At 58.7% G+C, this 21,627-nt stretch carries 21 protein-coding genes and 1 riboswitch; of the genes, 14 read left to right on the forward strand and 7 right to left on the reverse strand.

Features of this window, described 5'->3' with window-relative positions; genetic code table 11:
• Window positions 1–6: 6 nt before the first annotated feature.
• Window positions 7–137, forward strand: a riboswitch (TPP riboswitch).
• 51 nt (window positions 138–188) lie between these two features.
• The 4 genes from AU11_RS07040 to AU11_RS07055 are packed head-to-tail and all read left to right on the forward strand — an operon-like array spanning window position 189 to window position 4,095.
• Entirely contained in the window at window positions 189–2,318 is a 2,130-nt protein-coding gene (locus tag AU11_RS07040) for a TonB-dependent receptor (protein WP_043317472.1), read from the forward strand.
• 14 nt (window positions 2,319–2,332) lie between these two features.
• A complete protein-coding gene (locus AU11_RS07045; protein ID WP_043317474.1) occupies window positions 2,333–2,593 on the forward strand; it encodes a YkoF family thiamine/hydroxymethylpyrimidine-binding protein in 261 nt (86 codons plus the stop codon).
• Window positions 2,594–2,596: 3 nt separating this feature from the next.
• A complete protein-coding gene (pnuC, locus tag AU11_RS07050) occupies window positions 2,597–3,235 on the forward strand; it encodes a nicotinamide riboside transporter PnuC (protein WP_043317475.1) in 639 nt (212 codons plus the stop codon).
• Entirely contained in the window at window positions 3,232–4,095 is an 864-nt protein-coding gene (locus tag AU11_RS07055; protein WP_043317477.1) for a choline kinase family protein, read from the forward strand. Before pnuC ends, AU11_RS07055 begins: the two co-directional genes overlap by 4 nt.
• Before the next feature lie 13 nt (window positions 4,096–4,108).
• Here the strand turns inward: AU11_RS07055 and AU11_RS07060 are convergent, their stop codons facing one another.
• Genes AU11_RS07060 through AU11_RS07070 form a run of 3 tightly spaced genes read right to left on the reverse strand, consistent with a single transcriptional unit; the run spans window position 4,109 to window position 8,185 of the window.
• Window positions 4,109–5,278: an iron-containing alcohol dehydrogenase gene (locus AU11_RS07060; RefSeq protein ID WP_043317479.1), complete on the reverse strand. Its 1,170-nt coding sequence runs from the start codon at window positions 5,276–5,278 to the stop codon at window positions 4,109–4,111.
• A gap of 8 nt (window positions 5,279–5,286) precedes the next feature.
• A complete protein-coding gene (locus tag AU11_RS07065) occupies window positions 5,287–6,684 on the reverse strand; it encodes an aldehyde dehydrogenase family protein (RefSeq protein WP_043317481.1) in 1,398 nt (465 codons plus the stop codon).
• 34 nt (window positions 6,685–6,718) lie between these two features.
• Window positions 6,719–8,185 carry a glutamine synthetase family protein gene (locus AU11_RS07070; protein ID WP_081847975.1) on the reverse strand — a complete coding sequence of 489 codons (1,467 nt, stop codon included), beginning with the start codon at window positions 8,183–8,185 and terminating at the stop codon, window positions 6,719–6,721.
• Window positions 8,186–8,489: 304 nt separating this feature from the next.
• Between AU11_RS07070 and ppa the strand changes: the two genes are divergently transcribed.
• Both ppa and AU11_RS07080 read left to right on the forward strand, forming a co-directional pair.
• A complete protein-coding gene (gene ppa / locus AU11_RS07075) occupies window positions 8,490–9,026 on the forward strand; it encodes an inorganic diphosphatase (RefSeq protein WP_043317483.1) in 537 nt (178 codons plus the stop codon).
• Window positions 9,027–9,254: 228 nt separating this feature from the next.
• The gene (locus AU11_RS07080) at window positions 9,255–9,869 is read left to right on the forward strand and encodes a DNA-3-methyladenine glycosylase I (RefSeq protein ID WP_043317484.1); all 615 of its coding nucleotides are present in this window, start codon (window positions 9,255–9,257) and stop codon (window positions 9,867–9,869) included.
• Here the strand turns inward: AU11_RS07080 and AU11_RS07085 are convergent.
• The 3 genes from AU11_RS07085 to AU11_RS07095 all read right to left on the reverse strand — a co-directional run bounded on the left by AU11_RS07085 (window position 9,858) and on the right by AU11_RS07095 (window position 12,069).
• Window positions 9,858–10,397: a hypothetical protein gene (locus AU11_RS07085; RefSeq protein WP_043317486.1), complete on the reverse strand. Its 540-nt coding sequence runs from the start codon at window positions 10,395–10,397 to the stop codon at window positions 9,858–9,860. The genes AU11_RS07080 and AU11_RS07085 overlap by 12 nt on opposite strands.
• Window positions 10,398–10,497: 100 nt before the next feature.
• On the reverse strand, window positions 10,498–11,256 hold the full coding sequence (gene cysE / locus AU11_RS07090) for a serine O-acetyltransferase (RefSeq protein WP_051687088.1): 759 nt from the start codon (window positions 11,254–11,256) through the stop codon (window positions 10,498–10,500).
• 84 nt (window positions 11,257–11,340) lie between these two features.
• The gene (locus AU11_RS07095) at window positions 11,341–12,069 is read right to left on the reverse strand and encodes a M15 family metallopeptidase (RefSeq protein WP_043317490.1); all 729 of its coding nucleotides are present in this window, start codon (window positions 12,067–12,069) and stop codon (window positions 11,341–11,343) included.
• 411 nt (window positions 12,070–12,480) lie between these two features.
• Between AU11_RS07095 and AU11_RS07100 the strand changes: the two genes are divergently transcribed.
• The 4 genes from AU11_RS07100 (at window position 12,481) to AU11_RS07115 (ending at window position 15,655) form a co-directional block, all read left to right on the forward strand.
• Window positions 12,481–12,765 carry a TfoX/Sxy family protein gene (locus tag AU11_RS07100; RefSeq protein WP_043317492.1) on the forward strand — a complete coding sequence of 95 codons (285 nt, stop codon included), beginning with the start codon at window positions 12,481–12,483 and terminating at the stop codon, window positions 12,763–12,765.
• 195 nt (window positions 12,766–12,960) lie between these two features.
• Window positions 12,961–13,848 (forward strand): protease HtpX, encoded by an 888-nt coding sequence (gene htpX, locus AU11_RS07105; protein ID WP_043317494.1) that lies wholly within the window; start codon window positions 12,961–12,963, stop codon window positions 13,846–13,848.
• A 108-nt stretch (window positions 13,849–13,956) separates the two neighbouring features.
• On the forward strand, window positions 13,957–15,018 hold the full coding sequence (locus AU11_RS07110) for a S1C family serine protease (RefSeq protein WP_043317496.1): 1,062 nt from the start codon (window positions 13,957–13,959) through the stop codon (window positions 15,016–15,018).
• Between the two features lie 292 nt (window positions 15,019–15,310).
• Window positions 15,311–15,655 (forward strand): Rieske (2Fe-2S) protein, encoded by a 345-nt coding sequence (locus tag AU11_RS07115; RefSeq protein WP_043317498.1) that lies wholly within the window; start codon window positions 15,311–15,313, stop codon window positions 15,653–15,655.
• A 13-nt stretch (window positions 15,656–15,668) separates the two neighbouring features.
• Here the strand turns inward: AU11_RS07115 and sfsA are convergent, their stop codons facing one another.
• Window positions 15,669–16,376, reverse strand: a complete 708-nt coding sequence (gene sfsA / locus AU11_RS07120) for a DNA/RNA nuclease SfsA (protein WP_043317500.1) — start codon at window positions 16,374–16,376, stop codon at window positions 15,669–15,671.
• A gap of 296 nt (window positions 16,377–16,672) precedes the next feature.
• Between sfsA and dksA the strand changes: the two genes are divergently transcribed.
• From dksA to AU11_RS07135, 4 genes are all read left to right on the forward strand, one after another.
• A complete protein-coding gene (dksA, locus tag AU11_RS07125) occupies window positions 16,673–17,110 on the forward strand; it encodes an RNA polymerase-binding protein DksA (RefSeq protein ID WP_043317502.1) in 438 nt (145 codons plus the stop codon).
• Window positions 17,111–17,187: 77 nt separating this feature from the next.
• Complete coding sequence (gene gluQRS / locus AU11_RS07130) at window positions 17,188–18,060, forward strand: tRNA glutamyl-Q(34) synthetase GluQRS (RefSeq protein WP_043317505.1); 873 nt, start codon at window positions 17,188–17,190, stop codon at window positions 18,058–18,060.
• A gap of 263 nt (window positions 18,061–18,323) precedes the next feature.
• Entirely contained in the window at window positions 18,324–18,500 is a 177-nt protein-coding gene (locus tag AU11_RS18460) for a hypothetical protein (RefSeq protein WP_197023780.1), read from the forward strand.
• The gene (locus AU11_RS07135) at window positions 18,490–21,483 is read left to right on the forward strand and encodes an ATP-binding protein (protein WP_043317507.1); all 2,994 of its coding nucleotides are present in this window, start codon (window positions 18,490–18,492) and stop codon (window positions 21,481–21,483) included. Before AU11_RS18460 ends, AU11_RS07135 begins: the two co-directional genes overlap by 11 nt.
• The last annotated feature ends 144 nt before the right edge of the window (window positions 21,484–21,627 follow it).

Consider the following 21,627-nt stretch of genomic DNA (forward strand, 5'->3'; position numbering starts at 1 on the left):
ACTCATGCACAACCTAAGGGGTGGCGAAAGCCTGAGATGCCTTCATCGGCAAACCCTTGGGAGCCTCTGGCGAAATCAGAGTCTCCCTGAAACCTGATCCGGCTAATACCGGCGTAGGAATAGGTAGTCCACCAGCTCCCCTCTTCACGTCGCGCTCCGGGTCTCTCACTGATTTGTACGAGAGAGCCATGAATACCAATAACGTTTTCAAACCACTCGCCCGCGCTATTGCCGCTGCAACCGCGCTGATCAGCACTGCCGCGCTCGCAGACACCGCCATCGAGGAAGTGGTGGTCACCAGCCAACTGCGCGCCACCAGCCCGCTCGACACCCCCACCAGTGTATCCGTACTGGATGCAGCCGCCATCGAAACCCGCGGTGCTACCAACCTTGAGCAACTGCTGAATCTGACCCCCAACGTGAATTTCTCCAGCGGCGCATCTCGCGGCCGTTTCATACAGATCCGCGGTATCGGTGAGCGCAGCCAGTTTATCGACCCGGTCAATCCCTCTGTCGGCCTGATCGTCGACGGTATCGACTTTACCGGTCTGGGCCTCGCCGCCAGCACCCTGGATATGCAGCAGGTTGAGATCCTGCGCGGCCCTCAGGGCACCGTGTACGGCGCCAACGCGTTGGCCGGTCTGGTGAGCATGACCAGCAACGCGCCGACCGCGGAAACCTTTGCAAAGGTATCCGCCGAAGCCGCCCGCTACGGCTCCAGCACTCTGTCAGCCGTGACCAGCGGCCCGCTTTCAGAACAGCTGAGCTACCGCTTTGCGGTACAGAATCAGCAGTCCGACGGCTATGTTTGCAACCGTTACCTGGATCGCAAAGACACCAACAATATTGACGAGACCGTGGCCCGCGGCAAGCTGCGCTATCAGGCCAGCGACGACCTGCAGCTGGATTTCACCCTCTTCTATCTGGACGCGGACAACGGCTACGACGCCTTTACCCTGGATAACTCCCGCAACACCCTGTCCGATCAGCCGGGCTGGGATCGCCAGGAGACTCTCGCCGGTGCGGTTAGTGCACAGTGGAGCGCCAGCGAACTATTCACCATCAATTCCGTACTGAGCGCCGCCAGCTCCGATACCGAATACGGCTACGACGAAGACTGGACCCACGTAGGCTTCCACCCCTGGGAGTACGTATCCACCGACAACTACCTGCGCAACCGCGACAACCTGAGCGCCGATGTACGCCTGGTCTCCACCGAGGAAAGTCGCCTGTTTGGCGGCAGCACTGGCTGGGTAGCCGGTGTCTACCTTCGCACGGAAGAAGAAGCGCTGGAGCGCAACGCCAGCTTTGCCAGTCAGTTTGATACCGATAACGCTGCCGTGTACGGGCAGCTGAATACCGCCCTTGGCGCGCGTTTTGAATTGATTACTGGCCTGCGCCTGGAGCAGCGCCGCGCGGATTACAGTGACTCGCTCGCAGTCACCAGCGACACCAGCGAAGACCTGTGGGGCGGCAATATCACCCTGCAGTTCAGCGCCACGGACAACACCATGCTGTACGGCACCCTGTCCCGGGGCTACAAGGCGGGCGGCGTCAACGGCCGTATTATTTCCGCCTCAGAAAACAATCCGGCCATCGGCAGCGAGACCTTCCTGTTCGATACCGAGAGCATGCTGAACTACGAATTCGGGGTAAAAGGTGACTGGCTGGAAAGCCGCCTGCAGGCCCAGGTCGCCGCCTTCTACCAGGACCGCAGCGACGTTCAGGCCAAACAATCCATTTTCAACCCGGAAGACTTTTCCTTCGATGACTACCTGGCCAATGCCGCTGGCGGTCACAGCACCGGTATCGAAGCGGAGATCAACTTCCAGGCCAGCGATAGCCTGCAACTCTTCGCCACCTTCGGTTGGCTGAATGCGGAATTCGAAGACTTTGTCAGCAGCACCCACGTCGACGGCCGCGATGACAACACCGGCGAGACTTCACCGGTAGACCTCGGCGGCCGCGACCTGGCCCACGCGCCCAACTATCAGTATTTCACCGGAGCGGAATACGCGCTGACCAATAACCTAAGCGCGCGCGTGGAACTGGAAGGCAAAGACGACTTTTACTTCTCCAACAGCCACAATGAGAAGTCCACCGCCTACGAACTGGTCAACGCACGCCTCACCTACCGCGGCGACAACTGGGACCTTTCCCTTTGGGGCAGAAACCTGACCGACGAAGTGATCTACACGCGCGGTTTCTACTTCAGCAACCAGTTCGGCAACAATCCGGCCAACGGCTACGCGCCGGAGGCTTACTACCAGCTGGGTGAACCGCGCACCGCGGGTATCTCCGGCAGCTACACCTTTTAATTGGGAGTCTTGATATGCAACTCTCCGTAGAAATCAGCATGTACCCACTGAAAGACGAGTACATCCCGGCGATCAAGGATTTTATCCAGCGCCTGAACGAGCAACCGCAACTGCAGGTCATCTCCAATACCATGAGCACTCAGGTATTCGGTGAATACGATGTAGTGATGGATGTGCTCAAAGCGGAAATGCGCAAGTCCTGGGAGCAGTTCGGGCGCGCCATTTTCGTGTGCAAATTTATCGACGGCGACCTGAACCCCAATATCGGGCTCTGATCCATGTTCTCCCCGGAAATCCGCGAAGCCATTGCCTCCGCCTACGCCGCCATGACCCTGTGGGAAGTGGCGGCGGTAGTGCTGGCACTGACCTATCTGCTGCTCGCCATGCGGGAAAATATCCTATGCTGGTACGCCGCCTTTGCCAGCACCGCCATCTACCTGTTCCTGTTCTGGGATGTCAGCCTGTTGATGGAATCGGCGCTGCAGATTTTTTATCTGGTGATCGCCGTGTACGGCTGGTGGCAGTGGCGGCATCGCAATAGAGAAGGTGAAAAACTGCATATTCACCGCTGGTCTGCAGCCACGCACCTCTACGCTTTTACAGGCGTTGGCGTACTCACTTTGATATTTGGCTACGTGCTGGATAACTACACCAGTGCCGCGCTGCCCTACCTGGATTCCTTCACCACCTGGGGCGCAGTGGTAACCACCTATATGGTCACCCGCAAGGTACTGGAAAACTGGCTTTACTGGATCGTGATTGATGGCGCAGCCATTTATCTGTATATCGACCGCGGCATGTATCTCACAGCCCTGCTGTTCCTACTGTATGTCGTGCTTGTGATCATTGGCTTCTTCCAGTGGTATGCGCTGTATCGCCAGCAACATTCCGAGCCGCAGCAACCGGTCGCGGTATGAATGCACAGGTCGACAAACTGCTCGCCGATGAATGGCGACACTGGAGCGACCAGCAACCGGTAATCGTTCGCCTGCTTGGCGGCGGGCTAACCAACCAAAGCTTTCTTGTTCAGGCCGGCAGCGACAGACTGGTACTGCGCATCAATGCGAAGAATTCCGGTGCGCTGGACCTGAACCGAGCCACAGAAGCGGAAGCCCTGACACTCGCCAGTGCCGCGGGCCTGAGTACCCCGCTGGTGTACGTCGACCCCGCCCACCGTTACCTGGTCACCCGCTACATTGACGGCGGGCCACTAGAGTTGACCGCGCCGGACGCGATCGCTGAACTGTCGCGGATGCTGCGACGAATACATCAGCTCCCGCCAATCTCAAAACACCTCGACTACGCCGACAAAGACGCAACCTACTGGCAGTCAATCAACATAAATGATCCTCTGTCCCCGTCGCTGAAATTACTGCGGGAAAAACTCCGGCCGCGGCTAATAGAATGCAGCCAGATCACGAACAATTACTGCCTGTGCCACAACGACCTGCTGCCCGCGAACCTGCTCGTGGGTGAATTTGCGGGGCTGCGCGCAATCGACTGGGAATACGCGGCCTGCGGCCACCCCTATTTCGATCTGGCCACGGTAACTCTCGGGTTTGAAATGGAGAATGATCAGCAGCAGGCGCTGCTCGAGGGGTATTTACAACGCCCGGTCACGGACGGGGATCTGGAAAAGCTCAAGCGGTGGCAGCAGGTTTACCGCTATCTGGCGATACTCTGGTACACAATTCAGATTCACAATAAAGAAACGCCGCCAATGTCACGGGCAGCGCTCAAGTCTGAAATTAATGCCCTTTTGGCGGAACTGGCTTGATGCCCTCGACCCGTTAAAGATTCCCACGGCAGGCATCGAGAAAAACGCCCCGGTAGTCGTCCACAGACAGTGGCAGCGGATTCCCCGGTGCCGAAGGATCCACCGCAGCCATATTTGCGATCCGATCCGCGTCTTCCTCACCAATACCGATTTCCACCAGGGTATTCGGGATGCCGAAGTCCCGCCGCAAAAACAATACCCAGTCCAGCACCCCCGCAAAACCCGCACCTGGCAGCGCCAGATAGCGGGACAATCGGCTCATGGGCTCCTCGATGGCCACCCGGTTGGCAGTCAGCACATAGGGCATCAGAATCGCGTTCAACAGACCGTGGTGTTTGTCATAGAGCGCTCCGAGCGGATGGGCCAGCGCGTGCATGGCACCCAGACCACGCTGGAAAGCCGTAGCGCCCATACTGGACGCCACCAGCATCTGCATGCGTGCTTCCAGATCATTGCCATCGGCCACCGCGCGGGGCAAGTACACATTGATCAAGCGCATGGCCTCCAGGGCAATCCCTTCCGCCATGGGGTGAAAATTGCTCGCACAGAAGGCTTCCAGATTATGGGACAGTGCGTCCATTCCGGTCGCTGCGGTAATCGGCGCTGGCAGTCCCAATGTAAGTTCGGGATCGAGGACAACGATTTCCGGCAGCATACGCGGGTGGAAAATAATTTTTTTAAGCTTGGCTTCCTCGTCGGTGATTACCGACGAGCGCCCCACTTCTGAACCGGTTCCTGCGGTGGTGGGTACCGCAATCACCGGCACCATGCCGCGAGTATTTACCTTGAGATAGTTATCCCCCACATCCTCGAATTCCCAGATGGGATGAGTCTGCCCCACCATCAGCGCAATCGCTTTTCCCGCATCCAGTGCAGAGCCACCACCAAAGGCAATCACACCGTCGCAACCGTGGGCCTTGAACACCGCAACACCGTCGCTCACATTTTTGCCGGTGGGATTGCCTTTGATCTCACTGAATACCGTAAGCGGCACACCTGCCACCAGGCAGTTTTCCACAAGACTTTGAATCATTGGCAGCGCTGCAAGGCCCGGGTCGGTGACCAGCATGGGGGTCGCCATGCCCATTTCCCGGCAAAGTTGCGGCAGTTCGCCAACCCGCCCGGGGCCGACACGCATGGCGGTCGGGTAATTCCAGTTGGTAAAAAAATGATTGTCGGACATGGTCTGACTCAGGGCTCTAGTTTGAAGTGGAAAGATTTCGGGCGGGTGAGATGTTCGAAGCCGACACCGGATAGGGTGCAGCCGCGGCCGGAATTTTTGACTCCGGTCCAGGCCAGTGCAGGGTCGAGATAGTCGCAGCGGTTCAGGAATACCGTGCCGGTCTGCAGCTTATCTCCCAGTGCCAGTGCGGCCTCTGGGTCTGCAGAATAGATGGCTGCGGTGAGTCCGTATTCGCTGTCGTTCATCAGCGCTACGGCTTCGGCGTCATCGGACACCGGCATCACTCCCAACACCGGGCCAAAAGATTCCTCACTCATCACCCGCATATTGTGATTGACGTTGGTAAGCAGCTGCGGAGCCATATAGGCACTGCCGCGCTGGTCCAGTTCAAAATCTCCGCCATCAATATGCGCCTGTGCGCCCTGTTCCACGGCCTCATCAATCTGGTCGCGCACGAAGTCCGCCGCACTGGCGCGTACCAGCGGACCCAGTGTTGTAGACTGCTCATCCGGGCGGCCGAGGCGATATTCGCGAATCAGCGCCGTCGCACGCCGCACAAAATCGTCAAAAAGTGACTCGTGCACGTAAGCCCGCTCGATGCCACAGCAGGACTGACCGGAGTTGAAAAAGGCCCCGTCCACAACCGAGGCTACCGCATATTCGAGGTCCGCATCCGCGCGCACGTAGGCCGGATCTTTTCCGCCAAGCTCCAGACCAACAGAGAGAAAACGTCCGGCTGCCGCACTTTCCACCGCAGCCCCACCGGCGACGGACCCGGTAAAGGCCACATGCTGAACGCCGCCGTTGATAATAATCTGCTCGGCATCCCGGTGATCCAGATGCAGGAACTCGAAGACACCGTGCGGCAATCCCGCCTCAATGAAGGCTTCCACCAGGCGCTCCGCACAAAGCGGTGTTTGCGCGGAGTGTTTGAGTATCACGCTGTTGCCGGCCAGTATTGCCGGCACTACGGCATTGACGGCGGTGAGATAGGGGTAATTCCAGGGAGCGATCACAAAGCTGGTGCCCAGTGGCTCCCGGCGAATAAAGCGGGTAAAACCCGGTTTCTCTGGTAACTGTATATCGGCCAGTGGCCCGCCTTTTGTTTCGGCCAGATCTGCCATCATCAGCGCGCGCTCGGCCAGGCCGTCGATTTCACCACCGGCGTATTGAATCGGCCGCCCCATCTGCCAGCAAATTTCTTCGGCCAATTGTGCTTTTTTCTGCTGCAGTATTTTTACCGCTGCCCGTACCAGTGCCGCGCGCTCAGCAACCGGCACCTGCTTCCAGCTGGGCTGGGCGCCGTGCGCGTTGCTCAGCGCATTCTGGATTTCGTATTCTGTTGCCAGTGGGCGCTCGACATAGACGCTGTTGTCGATGGGGGAAATACATTGGAGTTTTTGCATGTGTTTGCCTGGCTTCCTGCCTCAATCGAACGAATTAAATAATCTCGAAGTAACGCTGCAGTTCCCAGTCACCGATATGCTTGCGGTATTCCCGCTCTTCCCACTCGCGACTCGCGGCAAAGTGTTCTACAAACGCATCGCCAAACAGATCTCGCGCCGCCTTGGATTGCTTTAGTCTTTGCGCCGCATCCCACAGTGTACGCGGTAGTGCCAGCTCCCCGGGGTGCTCCGCCTCGTAGGCATTTCCCTCCACGGCCTTGCCCGGTTCCCAACTCTGCTCGATACCGTAAAGACCAGAACCCAGTGCAACCGCCAGCGCGAGATAGGGATTGGCATCGGCGGCGCCGAGCCGGTATTCCTGGCGCTGAGACTTGTCGCTACCCGGAATTACCCGCAGCGCGGCGGTGCGGTTTTCCACCCCCCAGGTGGCATCGGTGGGCGCCCAGAAACCGGGGATCATGCGGCGGTAACTGTTGATGGTGGGTGCCACCATACACAGCAACTCCGGCATCAACCGCTGCTGACCGGCGAGAAAGTGCCGTTGGGTTTCGCTCATGGAGTGGGGCTGGCCGTCAGCATAAAACGCCGAAGCGTTGTCTTTTTTATTCCGCAACGACAGATGAATATGCCCGCTTTGGCCCGGATAGTCGTTGGACCACTTGGCCATAAAGGTCGCCATCAGCCCGCGCCGTTCCGCCAGCACCTTGATAAAGGTTTTGAACAGCGCCGCCTTGTCGCCGGCCGCCTCCGCGTGATCCACCGTGATCGCCGCCTCCAGCACCCCGGGACCGGTTTCTGTGTGCAGCCCCTCGATGGGAAAATCCATCTCCTCGGCAAACGCCAGAATCTCGTGGTACAGGTCCGCGTGCACCGAATTGCGAATCATGGAATAGCCGAACCAGCCAGGTGTAAACGGCTTCAGATCCCGATATCCCTTGGCGCGGGCAGAATCCGGCGTCTCATCAAACAGGAAAAACTCGTATTCCAGCGCCGCAAACGGCACAAACCCCGCCTTCTCGCAGCGCTCGATAACCCTGCGCAACAGAGCCCGCGGACACACCGCCTCCGCCGCCCCCTCAAATTCCGCGAGAAACAGCAACATACCGTCTTCAAACGGCAATTCACGGCAGGTATGGGGCAGAATCCGCACCGGCGCATCCGGGTAGCCTGTATGCCAACCGGTATAGCGGGCGTTGTCGTACAACTGGTCCTGGATATCCCAGCCCAGCACCACATCACAGAAAGCAAAGCCCTTGTCGAGAGCGGAGAAGAACTTCTCCCGGCTCATGTACTTGCCGCGCATCACCCCGTCGTTATCGAACAGGCCCACCTTCACATGGGTCAGGTTGCGCGCCTCCACGATTCGCCGGGCGTCGGCCACCGTGCGCACCTCACGGGGATTCAGCGCCCGGGGAGTGCCATTGGCCGCGGGGGACGGGGAAGATACAGAGGTGGTGACAGATGCCGGCGAGGATGGCGGCAGTTCGGTGGACTCGTCCATGAGAAGCTCCGTTATTGTGACCACCGCGTCATGCGATCAAGGCAGGTGGATTCTTGCCCTCAAGCATAGTCAACGCAGCGATCTACCGTGCGAAGCCGCCGATCCCGGGTACAACCTTGCGAGACCTTCACCGCCATGGATGGCGGTGCAGAGCCCCCATGGACGGGTCTACGGCGTGTCTCGCAAGGTTGTACCCGGGAGCGGAGGCGCCACAGGATCTAATACTAGTGACTATGTTAGCGACCGCTCAGGGTATATAATCCGGCCTCCAAATTTTCCGATCACACATTAGTCAGGACCAGCAATGAGCTTCGACAAGGTTTCTCCAGGCAAAGACCTGCCCAACGATATCAACGTAATCATCGAGATCCCGGCCAACCACGATCCGATCAAATACGAAGTCGACAAGGACGCCGACGCGGTATTCGTAGACCGTTTCGTAGCTACCCCCATGTTCTACCCGGCCAACTATGGCTACGTGCCCCAGACCCTGTCCGAAGACGGCGACCCCCTGGACGTGCTGGTTGTAGCCCCTTACCCGGTAATGGTTGGCTCCGTCATCCGCTCCCGCGTGATCGGCGTGCTGAACATGACCGACGAATCCGGTGTAGACGCCAAACTGCTGGCGGTACCGCACACCAAGCTGACCAAGCTGTACGACCACGTTAACGAAATCGGCGACCTGCCGGAGCTGCTGATCAAGCAGATCGAGCACTACTTCGAAAACTACAAAGCCCTGGAAGCGGGCAAGTGGGTAAAAGTAGACGGCTGGGCCGACGCGGAAGCAGCGCGCAAGGAAGTCATGGCTTCCCGCGAGCGCTACCTGAAAGAAGAGGGCTAAACCGCGCGCTTGCAAAGCATCGCTTTGCGCGCGGTTTAGCGACCCGCCAAGGATGGCGGGGCCGGGGCCAGATCGAACATTCTTGAGTCTCGCCATGGATGGCTGTCGAGCGGCTGTTACCCGCACCGTTTACCGGTTGGGTAATCTCCTCGATTACAAGAAGCCGGCCTTGCGCCGGCTTTTTTGTGCCCATTAAATAGCCGGGTCTATTTATTCGGAGCAGCTTTCATGCCAACCACCATCAATGGTCCCGACGGCAAGCCCCGTTGCGGCTGGTGCGCCGCCACCGACGACTTCCTCCCCTACCACGACAATGAATGGGGTTTCCCGGTGGACGACGACAAGCGCCTGTTCGAGAAGATCTGCCTGGAAGGGTTTCAATCGGGGCTGAGCTGGCGAACCATCCTCGCCAAGCGGGAAAATTTTCGCAAAGCGTTCAAGCAGTTCGACTTCAACAAGGTGGCAAGGTTTTCCGAGAGGGACGTGGAACGACTGCTACTGGATGCGGGGATAGTGAGACACCGGGGGAAAATAGAGGCGGTCATCAATAACGCCCAGCGCGCCCGGGAAATGGTGAAAGAGGAAGGGTCACTGGCGGCCTATTTCTGGCGCTTTGAGCCAGAGGAGTCGGAAACTACCGTGCCGCAAAGTGTTTCCACTTCCGATGTCTCCAAGGCCATTTCCAAAGACCTGAAAGAACGCGGCTGGAAGTTCGTCGGCCCCACCACCGTTTACGCTTTTATGCAGGCAATGGGACTGATCAACGACCATGTGGAAGGTTGCGTGACCCGCAGCGCGGTCGACAAGGCGAGAAAACGCTTTAAACGGCCTTCAGTCCGGTAGCTTGAACGACGCCTTGCCAGTGATATGGCTACCCAGCTGCCAGTTGGGCACCTGCACCTGTACAGGTGGGGGCGCCTGCTGCTCACTGGCCTCAACCAGATTTCCACCGGCGGGCTTCAGGCTCAGGTGGCTCACCGGCACCTGAACCGGATCCACCTTGGCGCGCTCGTGGTCCTTGAGCAGATACCCCTCCATCGGGGCCAGAGAGAGACCGGTTTCGGAATCCACCTTCTCGGCTGCTGGCGGCTGGAGCTGCGGTGCGGGGCTGGGCGCCGGGGCAGCTTGCTGCGGCTCACCTTCCGGTTTGAGGGAAGACAGCGCGCCATGACGGGACAGGGTGGCCTGCAGCTGCTCGGCCTGCGCCTGGCTCAGCCCTTTCTTGATGGCGAGCGGACGACCGCTGAACAGTTTTTCCACGGTGTCCGGGCCGGCCTTGAACAGGCGTGCGAAGTTGGCTTTCACGTCCGCCACCGTGTACCCCGGCTCCAGGTCGCCGCGGAAAATCACACTGTACGTTGATTCGGTCATTGCCTTACCTCACTGGTAATCTCGATAGTAATGCCGCTCGTAGTGGGGCCTGCTTATTGTGCTGGCGTCGCTGGCGCGAGCAACAACTATTCAAACCAATTTAATTGTCAGAATCCAGTGTCTGATCCATGGTGTAAGCGGGAGCGCCTTCACACTTGCCTCCCACTACTCGCGCCGGCACACCGGCGACGGTGGAATGGGCCGGCACGTCTCGCAACACCAGGCTGCCCGCGGCGATCTTTACGCCTTCACCGATCTGCACGGGCCCCAGTACCTTGGCGCCAGCACCGATCATCACGCCACGGCCAATTTTCGGGTGGCGATCCCCGCCGCCGCTGCCGGTGCCACCCAGGGTCACCGAGTGCAGAATGGATACATCATCCTCTACCACGCAGGTTTCCCCCACGACAAAGCCCGTGGCGTGATCAATCATGATGCCGCAACCAAACCGCGCCGCCGGGTGGATATCCACCGCAAACTGCTCCGACACCTGACTCTGAAAATACAGCGCCAGGGTATGGCGCCCTTTTTTCCACAACCAGTGCGCAATACGGTGAGACTGCAGGGCGTGAAACCCCTTGAAATACAGAAACGGCATTAGGTACTGATCGCACGCGGGGTCGCGGTCGAACCAGGCGCAGATATCCGCCTGCATGCACTGAGAAATAGTGGGGTCATCCGCAAGCGCTGCGGCGATCACTTCCTGCAGTGCGGTGGCGGTCAGTGCTGCGTGATCCAGGACCGACGCCAACTGGTAGGCCAGAGCTCGATCGATACTGTTGTGACGCAGCACCGTATTATGGAAATAGCTGGCCAGCACCGGTTCCCCAGAAGCGGCCGCTGCCGCTTCCGCTCGCATTGCAGTCCAGATATCACGCCCTTTTAGCGCACTGCTATTCACGTCGTTAAGAGAAATGGTATTCACTCCTTTACACACTCTATGTCACAGCCGGGTGATATTTGTGGGATAAGCAGAGTCGGGGATGGCGATAAACCGCGGATAGATTTCCGGCATCCGCTCGCAGATGCACTCCGACAGCGACAGCCCCTGGTCGGATTCACAACTGAGAATCATTTCTACCAGAGCCTGCTCGGTCAGCAGATCCTGGAATTCCCGCGCGCGCGGGGCGTAACTCAAGTGCCAGCGCTCTGGCGCCACTCCACCGCGGTCTACGGCATAGGGGCGAAACAGCCCGCGACTTTCACCGGCGGCAATTCTTTCGTCCAGCCAGCGGTGGAAAGGACCAAAAACGCCGTCGTCTGCAACCTCCTCGGGGGTTAGCTGAACCCGGTAACCTTCCTCCACCGCGGCGGCGTCGATCACGTCGAAATCGGTCCCCCAGTGGTGACGCGACGCGCCCGGTAGCGCGGACCAGCGCAATATAGCGAAGAGAATGTCGTCCGGCGACATCTGCGCCACATCCAGAGGCTTTCCTGAACTGTCGAGTAGCGGCCGTTGCCCGCACGCCTTGGCATTCCAGATCATTCTCTGACGCTCAAATCCACGAAACCCGGAAACCACTCTGGGCTCGAAGCCCGCATTGCGCGCGTCGCGTCGCAGCTGGTCAAATGCGCTGAGCGCTTCCGGGTGCATCAGCTGCCCGGATTCGGGTTCCAGGATGACATGCGCATCCGTGAGTCCGAACAACATGTCACGAATTAATCGGTGCATCGAATTCCCAATCTCCAGACTCCAGAACCCGGAGCCTCACCTAACTGACGGCTCCAATCCGAAACGGGTGCCCTGCAAAAAACCAAAATGCAGACTAGGCTTTTTCAACAGGCCTGACTAAATAGCACAATTTTACTCAACAATGGTTTCGACCAATGTCGAGGTATCGTCACTGTACTGTAATTGATAACGTTCGTCAGGCACCGCTCAGGGCCACGCCCGATAGCCGGAAGCAGGACAATGCATCCACAACCTGTGGCGGTTTGGCCTTTTATTTTTTTGTGCTATGTTGAACGCCCGTTACAGTTGAGCTGGTAGGAACACTCGTATCCAAGGTTCTCCGGGTTCACTCAGGCAGGCGCAAAAGGAATCGCGGTTGTCGTACTGTCAAAAAGTTCAGGGAAGAATTTTATGCACCCAAGTCAGTCAGAGTTGTTGAAACTGAAAAACCTGGGACTTGCCTCCGTAAACATCCTGCATTCTATCGGCATCCGCACTCTGGATGATTTGCATCGCGTCGGCCCAGCCGAAGCCTTTGCCAGCATTCGCCGCCGGGGTATCAATGCCTCGCGGGTTCTACTATACGCGCTGCAAGGGGCGATACTCGACATACACTGGAACGATCTCGACCCAGACCTGAAAGCCAATCTGGTCAGTGAAGCTGAGCAGCTGCTGGCACGCAAAGACAGCGCCTGACCTCCTGCGCGCCCTCCGGTCAATTTTGCGCCCTTTCCACTTGTAAATGACCCGACCCGACCCTATCTAGTGCGAGATCCTATCGCGGGGTCATTTCGGAACCACTTTCCCCACACTGAGGTCTTATGCGCCCGGTGGGGCCGGTGGTCTCACCTTATTATTATTCGGTTTCTGCTTACCCTTCGGAGAATGCACATGCTGCGAATAGGGCTTTTCCTGCTAACCAACCTGGCGGTGATGGTGCTGGTTGGCATCATCTTTAACCTGCTGGGCATCCAGGGAATTCTCGATGCCAACGGCGTCAACCTGAACCTGCCCGGACTACTGCTGATGTGCGCCATTTTCGGCATCGGCGGCTCTCTGATTTCCCTGCTGCTGTCGAAAACCCTCGCGCGCATGTCCACCCGCACTCAGATCATCGACCAGCCGCAAACTGCAGACGAGCGCTGGCTGGTGGAAACCGTACGCGAATTGTCACAGAAAGCGGGCATCGGCATGCCAGACGTGGGTATTTTTCCCATGCCACAGGCCAATGCGTTTGCCACAGGCTGGAACCGCAACAACGCCTTGGTGGCAGTAAGCGCAGGCCTTCTGCAACGCTTCAATCGGGATGAGGCCCGCGCGGTGATTGGTCACGAAATCGGCCACGTGGCCAACGGAGATATGATCACGCTGGCCCTGATTCAGGGGGTAGTGAACACCTTTGTCATGTTCTTCGCGCGCCTGGTAGGCTTTTTTGTCGACCGTGTGCTGCTGCGCAACGAACAGGGCCTGGGTATTGGCTACTACATCACTTCCATCGTGATGGACATTGTTTTCGGATTCTTCGCCATGATGGTGGTCGCCTGGTTCAGCCGTCGCCGCGAATACCGCGCGGATGCCGCCGGTGCACACCTGGCTAGCCCGGATGCGATGATTGCGGCACTGGCGCGCATCAAGGCCGAATCGGAAGCGGGCCGCGAGGAGCCGCTGCCGGCCAACATGAAGGCGTTCGGTATTTACGGCAACAGTATGGCCGCCCTCCTGGCCAGCCACCCGCCGCTTGAGGATCGTATCCTGGCGCTGCAAAATTCTGCTCGCTGACCGTATCTTTTGCAGAGCGTCCCTGGTGTGGGCGCTCTGTTTGCTCCGGCCCTGTGGCCACGTAATCTGCGGTCGTATAAATAGCCCACGCAGGAAACCGCCCACACCATGTACCTGACCAGACTCTTATCGCGTTTCGTTTTCGCCACTGTTCTTACCTGCCTCGCCATCGGCGCGACTGCCGATTCCCGCGTTCCCCAGTTCGCTACCGACGATGAAACCAACACCATGCAGGTGTTCAACTTCGCCAGTCCGTCGGTGGTCTTTGTTACCAATGAGACCCTGGTGCGGGACCGCTGGACCCTGCGCCTGCACTCGGTACCCAAGGGTTCCGGCAGTGGGTTTATCTGGGATGACCAGGGCCATGTGGTGACCAACTTCCACGTGATCGAGAAGGCGCGCAAGATCACCATTACCCTGCAGGATCGCAGTGAGTGGCCCGCGCAGTTGGTGGGTTCGGCGCCGGAGAAAGATCTGGCGGTGCTGAAGATCAATGCCCCTCGGGAACTGCTGAAGCCGCTGGTGGCGGGTGAATCTGCGGGCCTTTCCGTTGGCCGTAAGGTGCTGGCGATTGGCAATCCATTCGGGCTGGATACCACTCTGACCACGGGAGTGGTGAGCGCGCTGGGGCGGGAAATTGAGGCCGCGGGAAACCGGACCATTCGCAATGTGATCCAAACGGATGCGGCGATCAATCCAGGCAATTCCGGTGGCCCGCTGCTGGATAGCAGTGGGCGGCTGATTGGAGTGAATACGGCGATTTACAGCCCGAGTGGTGCGAGTGTTGGTATTGGCTTTGCGATTCCGGTGGATACGGTGAAGAAAATCGTGCCGGAGTTGATTGCCCACGGTCGTTTGGTGCGGCCGATTCTGGGGATTGAGTCGGCGCCGGACCAATGGGCGAGTCGCTACGATTTTGAGGGTGTGGCGGTGTTGCGCACGGCGCCTGGGTTGCCGGCGGAGAAGGCTGGGCTGCGTGGGGTTTATCGCGGTAGTCGTGGTGGCTGGCAATTGGGAGATGTGATTGTGGGGATCGATGGTCAGCCGGTGAATAATTACGACGATCTGATGAATTTGCTGGAAAACCGGCAGCCTGGGGATCGGGTGCGGGTGGATTATTTGCGGGATGGGGAAGCTTATCAGACTTCTCTGATTCTAGCGGCTCCCTAATCAGCTTCGATTCAATCTCCGGTGGCGGCGCCGCTACCGGGTAAGGCCTTGTGAGACACGCCGTGCACCCATCCCTGGGGGCTCTGCAAAACACCCTGTTTTTGACAAAACGGTAATCCGTTTTGGACGCCAAAGGCGCCCGCAGGGTGAGGGCAGGAACTGCCCGAATCAACGTCTCGCAAAGCCATTCCCGGCATCGAGACCTTCGCCCCGACTCTCCAGGTAGTTTTCCCTGCCACCTTTTCGCTACACTGCGTGCTCAGTTATCACTTATTAAGCGTTAGTTATCCCCATGCAAAAACATTTCCTCTGCGGCTACGAAGACCTAAACGAAGGCGATTCCAAAGGCTTTTCTCTGGGTGAGAAAAGCGCGGGGATGGACAATGTTTTTGCGGTAAAGAAAGATGGCGAGGTCTACGCCTACAAGAACGTGTGTCCGCACCGTGGGATCAATCTTGAGTGGCAGCCGGATCAGTTTCTGGATTCGGAGAAGGCGTTGATTCAGTGTGCTTCCCACGGTGCCTTGTTTGAGATCAGCACCGGGGAATGCATTGCCGGTCCCTGTGCAGGGGATGCGCTGACGCCAGTGCCGGTGGAGTACGCGCAGGACGGGCTCTATGTGTTGCTGGCGGACTGATTAATCCGCTCGATTATTCGACGGGCCGATAGGGTACCGGCTCGGTGAGGCAGATTTCTTCTGCGTCGAGCTTGGCCCGGTAGGCAATGACTTCTACGCCCGCGGCGACGGCTTCTTTCAAAGCGGTGGCGTAAGCCGGGTCAATTTCGGCGGCAGCTTCTACGGTTTCGATGGCGCTGTGCTGGACGCAATAAAACAGTACCGCGCGGGTACCGCTCTGGGCGAGTTTCTGCAACTCGCGCAGGTGTTTGCTGCCCCGTGCACTGACGGCATCGGGAAAGAGTCCCCGGTTACCTTCCGCGAGAGTGACATTTTTCACTTCCACATAGCAGTCGCCCTGCTCGCCGCTGAGCAGGAAGTCGATGCGGCTGTTTTCCTCTCCGTATTTCACTTCCCGGCGCAGACTGTTGTACCCCTGTAATTCTTCCACCGCACCATTGTTGATGGCTTCTTCCACCAGGTGGTTGGCACGGCCGGTGTTGACGCCGGCGAGAGCGCCTTCAGAAGTGGTACTGATCTCGAGGGTATGGCGGTACTTGCGTTTGGGGTTGCCGGAGTCGGAGTACCAACAGGGGGTGTTTTCTTCCCAACAATTTTTCATCGAGCCGGTATTGGGACAGTGGATGGTTATAATTTCACCATTCGGTAATTCAATATCGGCCAAAAAACGCTTGTAGCGGCGCAGGAGTTTGCCCTGGGCCAGTGGCGGGCTGAGTTTCACGGGGACTTCTCGCTTTTTTGCTCAAAAAGTCATCACTTGTAGATGTGGACGACAAGTTGGGGAAATTTTGGCCGCCAGAATACACCAATCGGGTCATCCGTTGTGGGAGGATCGTCGCCGGCACGCGGGTACGGCAACATTTTGTGGCGCTGTCGGGAGAGATTTGATAGTTTCCACGGCTTGGTCGCGATAGCGGCTTTAATACAGCCTGAGGTCCAGGCTTTCGCCTGCTAGGCTTGAATTTGGTTGTAGTGCCCCTATTAAGTAGGGCCCGATTTACGAGAGAGGCAATGACTATGCCCAATACTGCTGCGAAATCCGATTCTCTGCACGGCTTTGAGCCCTATCAGGAACAGAAGGGCGAGGAGTACATGAATGAGAAGCAGCAGGAGCATTTCCGCAAGCTGCTTCTGGCCTGGAAGGCCGAATTGATGGCAGAGGTGGATCGCACCGTAACTCATATGAAAGATGAAGCTGCGAACTTTCCGGACCCAGCGGATCGCGCCAGCCAGGAGGAAGAATTCAGCCTGGAACTGCGCACCCGCGACCGCGAGCGCAAGCTGATCAAAAAAATCGATTCCACCATCGAGCTGATCGATCAGGACGACTACGGCTTCTGTGAAGCCTGCGGCGTCGAAATCGGCATCCGCCGCTTGGAAGCCCGTCCCACCGCAACCCTGTGTGTGGACTGCAAAACCCTGGCGGAAATCAAAGAGAAGCAGATCTCGGGCTGATCGAACACTCTTCGGGTAGCGTCCAACGGCGCTGCCCGGCTCCCCCTTCCTGCATCAAACACACTCCAACCTTTCCCGTGTCTGTACCCGCTTCACAGCCAGCACACTACGCCGGACGCTTCGCGCCCTCCCCCACCGGCCCTCTGCATTTCGGCTCGCTGGTTTGCGCCCTCGGCAGCTACCTCGATGCTATTGCCCACGGCGGACACTGGCTGGTACGCATGGAAGACCTTGACCCACCCCGTGAAATGCCCGGCGCCGCCGAGCGCATCCTCAAATCCCTGCACGCCCACGGCCTGCACAGCCACAGCCCCATTGTCTGGCAAAGCCGACGCCACGCCCTGTATCAACAGGCGCTCGACGGGCTGCGCGCACAGGATCTTGTGTACCCCTGCTCCTGCACTCGGGAACAGGTACGCAAGGCCGGCGGCCACCGCCGCGCCAACTGCATCGGTGAGCAGGGCCCATACGCCCTACGCTTTCACTGCGCCGGCGCTACCGAAAAGTTTCACGATATCTGGCAGGGCGAGCAGATCCAGACGGTTACCGAGGACCCCATCCTCAAACGCAAAGACGGCCTCTACGCCTATCAGCTCGCAGTTGTCGTCGACGATATCGCACAGGGTGTGAACTGCGTGGTGCGCGGCGCCGACCTGCTGGATTGCTCCGGAGTGCAACGCCAACTCTTCCGCGCCCTCGGCGCCGAGCCACCCGAGTTCGGCCACCTGCCGCTGGTGATGAACGAGGGCGGTCAGAAGCTCAGCAAACAGAACCACGCCGCACCGCTGGATGACGACAGGGCATCGGAAAACCTTGTTCTGGCGCTGGGTTTTCTCGGGTTTCACCCGCCACCGGGACTCGAATCCGAAACGCCGGCGCGTGTGCTTTCGTGGGCCAGTGCGCACTGGCATAGAAAAGCCGTTGATATTCGCAACCGATTGCTCAACTAGCAATCAATGGCTTAACGTGGTCAGGGATAAGGTGGCGATACCGGGTATGTCTTTGCAAGCCCTTCACCGCCATGGATGGCGGGGCAGAGCCCCCAGGGACGGGTTCACGGCGTGTCTTGCAAAGACATACCCGGTAGCGGCGCCGCCACTACACCCAAAAGATTCACAAAAGTTGAACTCCACCCCAACCGCGCATTAACATTTTGCGCCAGTTTTCCCGAGATCGATCTGCCTCACCGCAGGACACCCCCAACAGGCCATCAATGAGCAACCGCACCCTGTTAATCCTGCTGGTACTGGTGGGCTACGTATTCAGCCCCACCGTATTCACCTGGATGATCAACCCCACCGGCGCCTGGTATCGCCCTTTTATCCTCTGGTTCGTCCTGATCCTGCTGGCCATATTTATACAGCGGAGGCGCAAACCCGATGACCTTTGAGATCGTCAATATCGCGCTGATCGGTGTCGCCTACATATTCGCCCTCTTCTTCGTCGCCTTCGCCACCTCCAAAGGCTGGCTGCCGACCAACTGGGTACGCCACCCGTTTTTCTATGTACTGTCCCTCGGCGTCTCTCTCAGCGCCTGGACCTACTACGGCATCATCGACCTCGCCTGGCAACACGGATATGGCGTACTCGCGTACTACCTCGGCACCGGCGCCATGTTCCTGTTTGCCCCCGTCGCCATGGAGCCCCTCGCGCGGCTCGCACAGCGCTATCAGCTCACCTCCCCCGCCGACCTGCTGGTATTCCGCTACCACAGCCGCGAGGCCGGAACGCTCGCAACCCTGTTTATGTTGCTCGGGCTATTACCGCTGATCGCCCTGCAGATTCAGGCCGTCGCCGAAACCCTCGCACTGCTCTCCCGCGACAACGTCGCCGCCATGGCTCTGCCCGATACCGGAGTCACCAGTAAAGACCTCATTGCCTTCTTCTACTGTGTTCTGCTAGCGGTGTTTACCAGTACTTACGGCGCCTCGCGCAAACGGCGGGCCGGCCTCGCCAGTGCCATGGCGCTGGAATCTGTCGTCAAACTGGTGGCCCTGCTCGCGGTAGGTCTCTACGCCGTATACGGCGTCTTTGGCGGACTTGGCGGGCTGGACAACTGGCTGGCAGACAATAGCGATATGCAGCAATTGCTGTATTCCCCCATCAAACAAGGGTCTTCACACACCCTGCTGCTGGTGTTTATCGCGACCGCCGTCGCCATGCCGCACATTTTTTACCTGAGTATTGCCGAGCGCCCCGCCACGCAGGGGTTGCGCACGGCCAGCTGGGGCTTCCCCCTGTTTATGCTGCTGATGGCACTGCCGATTTTCCCGATCATGTGGGCAGGCTTCGCGCTGGATGTGACAGAGCCGGTGCAGTACTTCACACTGGCAGTGCCTCGCGCCAGCGGCTCTGCGACGCTGACCATTCTCGCGTTTGTCGGCGGTCTGTCCGCAGCCACGGGTGCATTAATCATGATTACCCTGGCGCTGGCCACCATGGTGATGAACCACTGGCTGCTGCCCGGCACCCGCTGGCAGTCGGACGACAACATGTACCGTCAGCTGCTGTGGCTGCGCCGGGCCCTGGTGGCCGCGCTGTTCCTGGCCGGCTTCGCTTTTTACCTGCTATTGAACAATCGCCTGTCCCTGTCCGATCTTGCAATTATCGCGTTTATCGCCTCGCTCCAATTTCTGCCGGGCATTTTCGCAGTGATCCACTGGCCCCAGGGCAATCGGCGGGGGTTTATCGGCGGCCTGCTGGCCGGCATGCTGATCTGGGCAGCGGGGCTGCTGTTCCCCGCCATAGTCGGAAACAGCGGGATCGCCATCGGCAGCTATCGGGTTCCGCTGGGTATGGAGATCTGGCCTCAGATCACCACCCTGTCCCTGTCCGCGAACATTCTGCTGTTTGTCTGCCTGTCGATTTTCACCCGCACCTCCAGCCTGGAGCGCTACGCTGCCGACCTGTGCAGCGACGACTCCATCAGCCAGGCCCTGCGCCTGGAACTGGACGTACAGACCGCGGCTGAATTCCGCCTGCGCCTGTCGGAAAGCCTCGGTGCGGCCACCGCCAGCCAGGAAGTCGGGCGCGCCCTGCGCCAGTTAAATCTGACCGAAGAGGAGCGGCGTCCCTATGCCCTGCGCCAGTTGCGCGACCGTCTCGAAGCCAACCTCTCCGGATTACTTGGACGAGTACTCGCCGGCCAGATTCTGGACCGCCACCTGCCGTTTGTGACCGGCGATCAGCCCGCCAATAAGGACATCAACCTGATCGAAACCCGCCTCAGCCGGTATAAAAACCAGTTAACCGGCCTCGCGGCGGAGCTGAACAACCTGCGCCTGTATCACCGACAGATGCTGGAAGAACTGCCCATGGCGGCCTGCTCGCTCGGCCGCGATGGGGAAATACTGCTGTGGAATTACGCCATGGCCGATCTCACCGGTATCGCCGCCAGCGAAGTTATCGGCTCCAAGCCCGAGTATCTTCCGGCGCCCTGGCGTGACCTGCTGACCGAGTTCGCCCGCTCAGAAGAAGGCAGCCAATTCAAACAACAGGTGGATATTGACGGTGCCAGCCACTGGCTGAACCTGCACAAGACGCGACTCAAGCAGCGCGTTGGGAAGTACGGACGCGACAATGCCGGCCGCAATAAAGAAAGCCGCAACAGGGACAACCGCGGCGATGGACAGATGCTACTGGTGGAAGACATCACTGAAACCCAGCTGCTGGAACAAGAGTTGATGCACAGCGAGCGACTGGCATCGGTCGGCCGCCTCGCCGCAGGCGTCGCCCACGAAGTCGGCAACCCGGTTACCGGGATCGCCTGCCTGGCGCAGAACCTCCAGTTCGACTCCGACAATCCGGAGGTACTGGAAACCGCAGATCAGATCCTGAGCCAGACACAGCGCATCAGCCGCATTGTGCATTCGCTGGTGAGCTTCTCTCACAGCGGTAACCAGGACACCGAGAAGGCACCGGTGGATATGCGCGCATGCGTGGAAGAGGCGGTGCAACTACTTTCCCTGCAGCGAGATAAGACCGAGGTCACCTTCGCCAACCAGGTCCCCGAGGGTTTGATTGGCCTGGGGGATAATCAGCGTCTGATCCAGGTTTTTATCAACCTGCTGAGTAACGCTCGCGACGCCAGTCCGGACGGGGGACACATTGAAGTAGACGGCTACACCCGTGCGGGCCTCGCCTGTATCGCCGTCACCGACAATGGCCCCGGCATCTCGCCCGCGCACCGAGAGCGCATTCTCGAGCCCTTCTTTACCACCAAAGAACCGGGAGAAGGCACAGGCCTTGGCCTCGCCATGGTATACAGCATTGTGGAAGAGCACGGCGGACAACTGGAGCTGGTAAGCCCCGCCCACATCGAGACAGGGCGAGGCGCGCGCTTTATCGTGCAAATACCCCTGGCACAGGCGTGAACAGTGAGTCACAGGGCCCAATGGAAGGCACAACAATGACCAAATGGTTACCAATAGACATCAATTTTTGGATATTTTTTGACCATGCAAGCGACTCTGGGTTGCATCGAAACGCCCAAAAGGTAAAACTTAGCTCCCCCTGCA

It is taken from the genome of Microbulbifer sp. HZ11, assembly GCF_000708675.1.
In the GTDB taxonomy this organism is placed as follows: domain Bacteria; phylum Pseudomonadota; class Gammaproteobacteria; order Pseudomonadales; family Cellvibrionaceae; genus Microbulbifer.

Excerpts from the sequence above, each read along its gene's own strand:
- AU11_RS07040 (WP_043317472.1), top strand. The coding sequence starts at position 189 with ATGAATACCAATAACGTTTTCAAACCACTCGCCCGCGCTATTGCCGCT.
- AU11_RS07045 (WP_043317474.1), top strand. The coding sequence starts at position 2,333 with ATGCAACTCTCCGTAGAAATCAGCATGTACCCACTGAAAGACGAGTAC.
- pnuC (WP_043317475.1), top strand. The coding sequence starts at position 2,597 with ATGTTCTCCCCGGAAATCCGCGAAGCCATTGCCTCCGCCTACGCCGCC.
- AU11_RS07055 (WP_043317477.1), top strand. The coding sequence starts at position 3,232 with ATGAATGCACAGGTCGACAAACTGCTCGCCGATGAATGGCGACACTGG.
- AU11_RS07060 (WP_043317479.1), bottom strand. The coding sequence starts at position 5,278 with ATGTCCGACAATCATTTTTTTACCAACTGGAATTACCCGACCGCCATG.
- AU11_RS07065 (WP_043317481.1), bottom strand. The coding sequence starts at position 6,684 with ATGCAAAAACTCCAATGTATTTCCCCCATCGACAACAGCGTCTATGTC.
- AU11_RS07070 (WP_081847975.1), bottom strand. The coding sequence starts at position 8,185 with ATGGACGAGTCCACCGAACTGCCGCCATCCTCGCCGGCATCTGTCACC.
- ppa (WP_043317483.1), top strand. The coding sequence starts at position 8,490 with ATGAGCTTCGACAAGGTTTCTCCAGGCAAAGACCTGCCCAACGATATC.
- AU11_RS07080 (WP_043317484.1), top strand. The coding sequence starts at position 9,255 with ATGCCAACCACCATCAATGGTCCCGACGGCAAGCCCCGTTGCGGCTGG.
- AU11_RS07085 (WP_043317486.1), bottom strand. The coding sequence starts at position 10,397 with ATGACCGAATCAACGTACAGTGTGATTTTCCGCGGCGACCTGGAGCCG.
- cysE (WP_051687088.1), bottom strand. The coding sequence starts at position 11,256 with ATGCGAGCGGAAGCGGCAGCGGCCGCTTCTGGGGAACCGGTGCTGGCC.
- AU11_RS07095 (WP_043317490.1), bottom strand. The coding sequence starts at position 12,069 with ATGCACCGATTAATTCGTGACATGTTGTTCGGACTCACGGATGCGCAT.
- AU11_RS07100 (WP_043317492.1), top strand. The coding sequence starts at position 12,481 with ATGCACCCAAGTCAGTCAGAGTTGTTGAAACTGAAAAACCTGGGACTT.
- htpX (WP_043317494.1), top strand. The coding sequence starts at position 12,961 with ATGCTGCGAATAGGGCTTTTCCTGCTAACCAACCTGGCGGTGATGGTG.
- AU11_RS07110 (WP_043317496.1), top strand. The coding sequence starts at position 13,957 with ATGTACCTGACCAGACTCTTATCGCGTTTCGTTTTCGCCACTGTTCTT.
- AU11_RS07115 (WP_043317498.1), top strand. The coding sequence starts at position 15,311 with ATGCAAAAACATTTCCTCTGCGGCTACGAAGACCTAAACGAAGGCGAT.
- dksA (WP_043317502.1), top strand. The coding sequence starts at position 16,673 with ATGCCCAATACTGCTGCGAAATCCGATTCTCTGCACGGCTTTGAGCCC.
- AU11_RS18460 (WP_197023780.1), top strand. The coding sequence starts at position 18,324 with ATGAGCAACCGCACCCTGTTAATCCTGCTGGTACTGGTGGGCTACGTA.
- AU11_RS07135 (WP_043317507.1), top strand. The coding sequence starts at position 18,490 with ATGACCTTTGAGATCGTCAATATCGCGCTGATCGGTGTCGCCTACATA.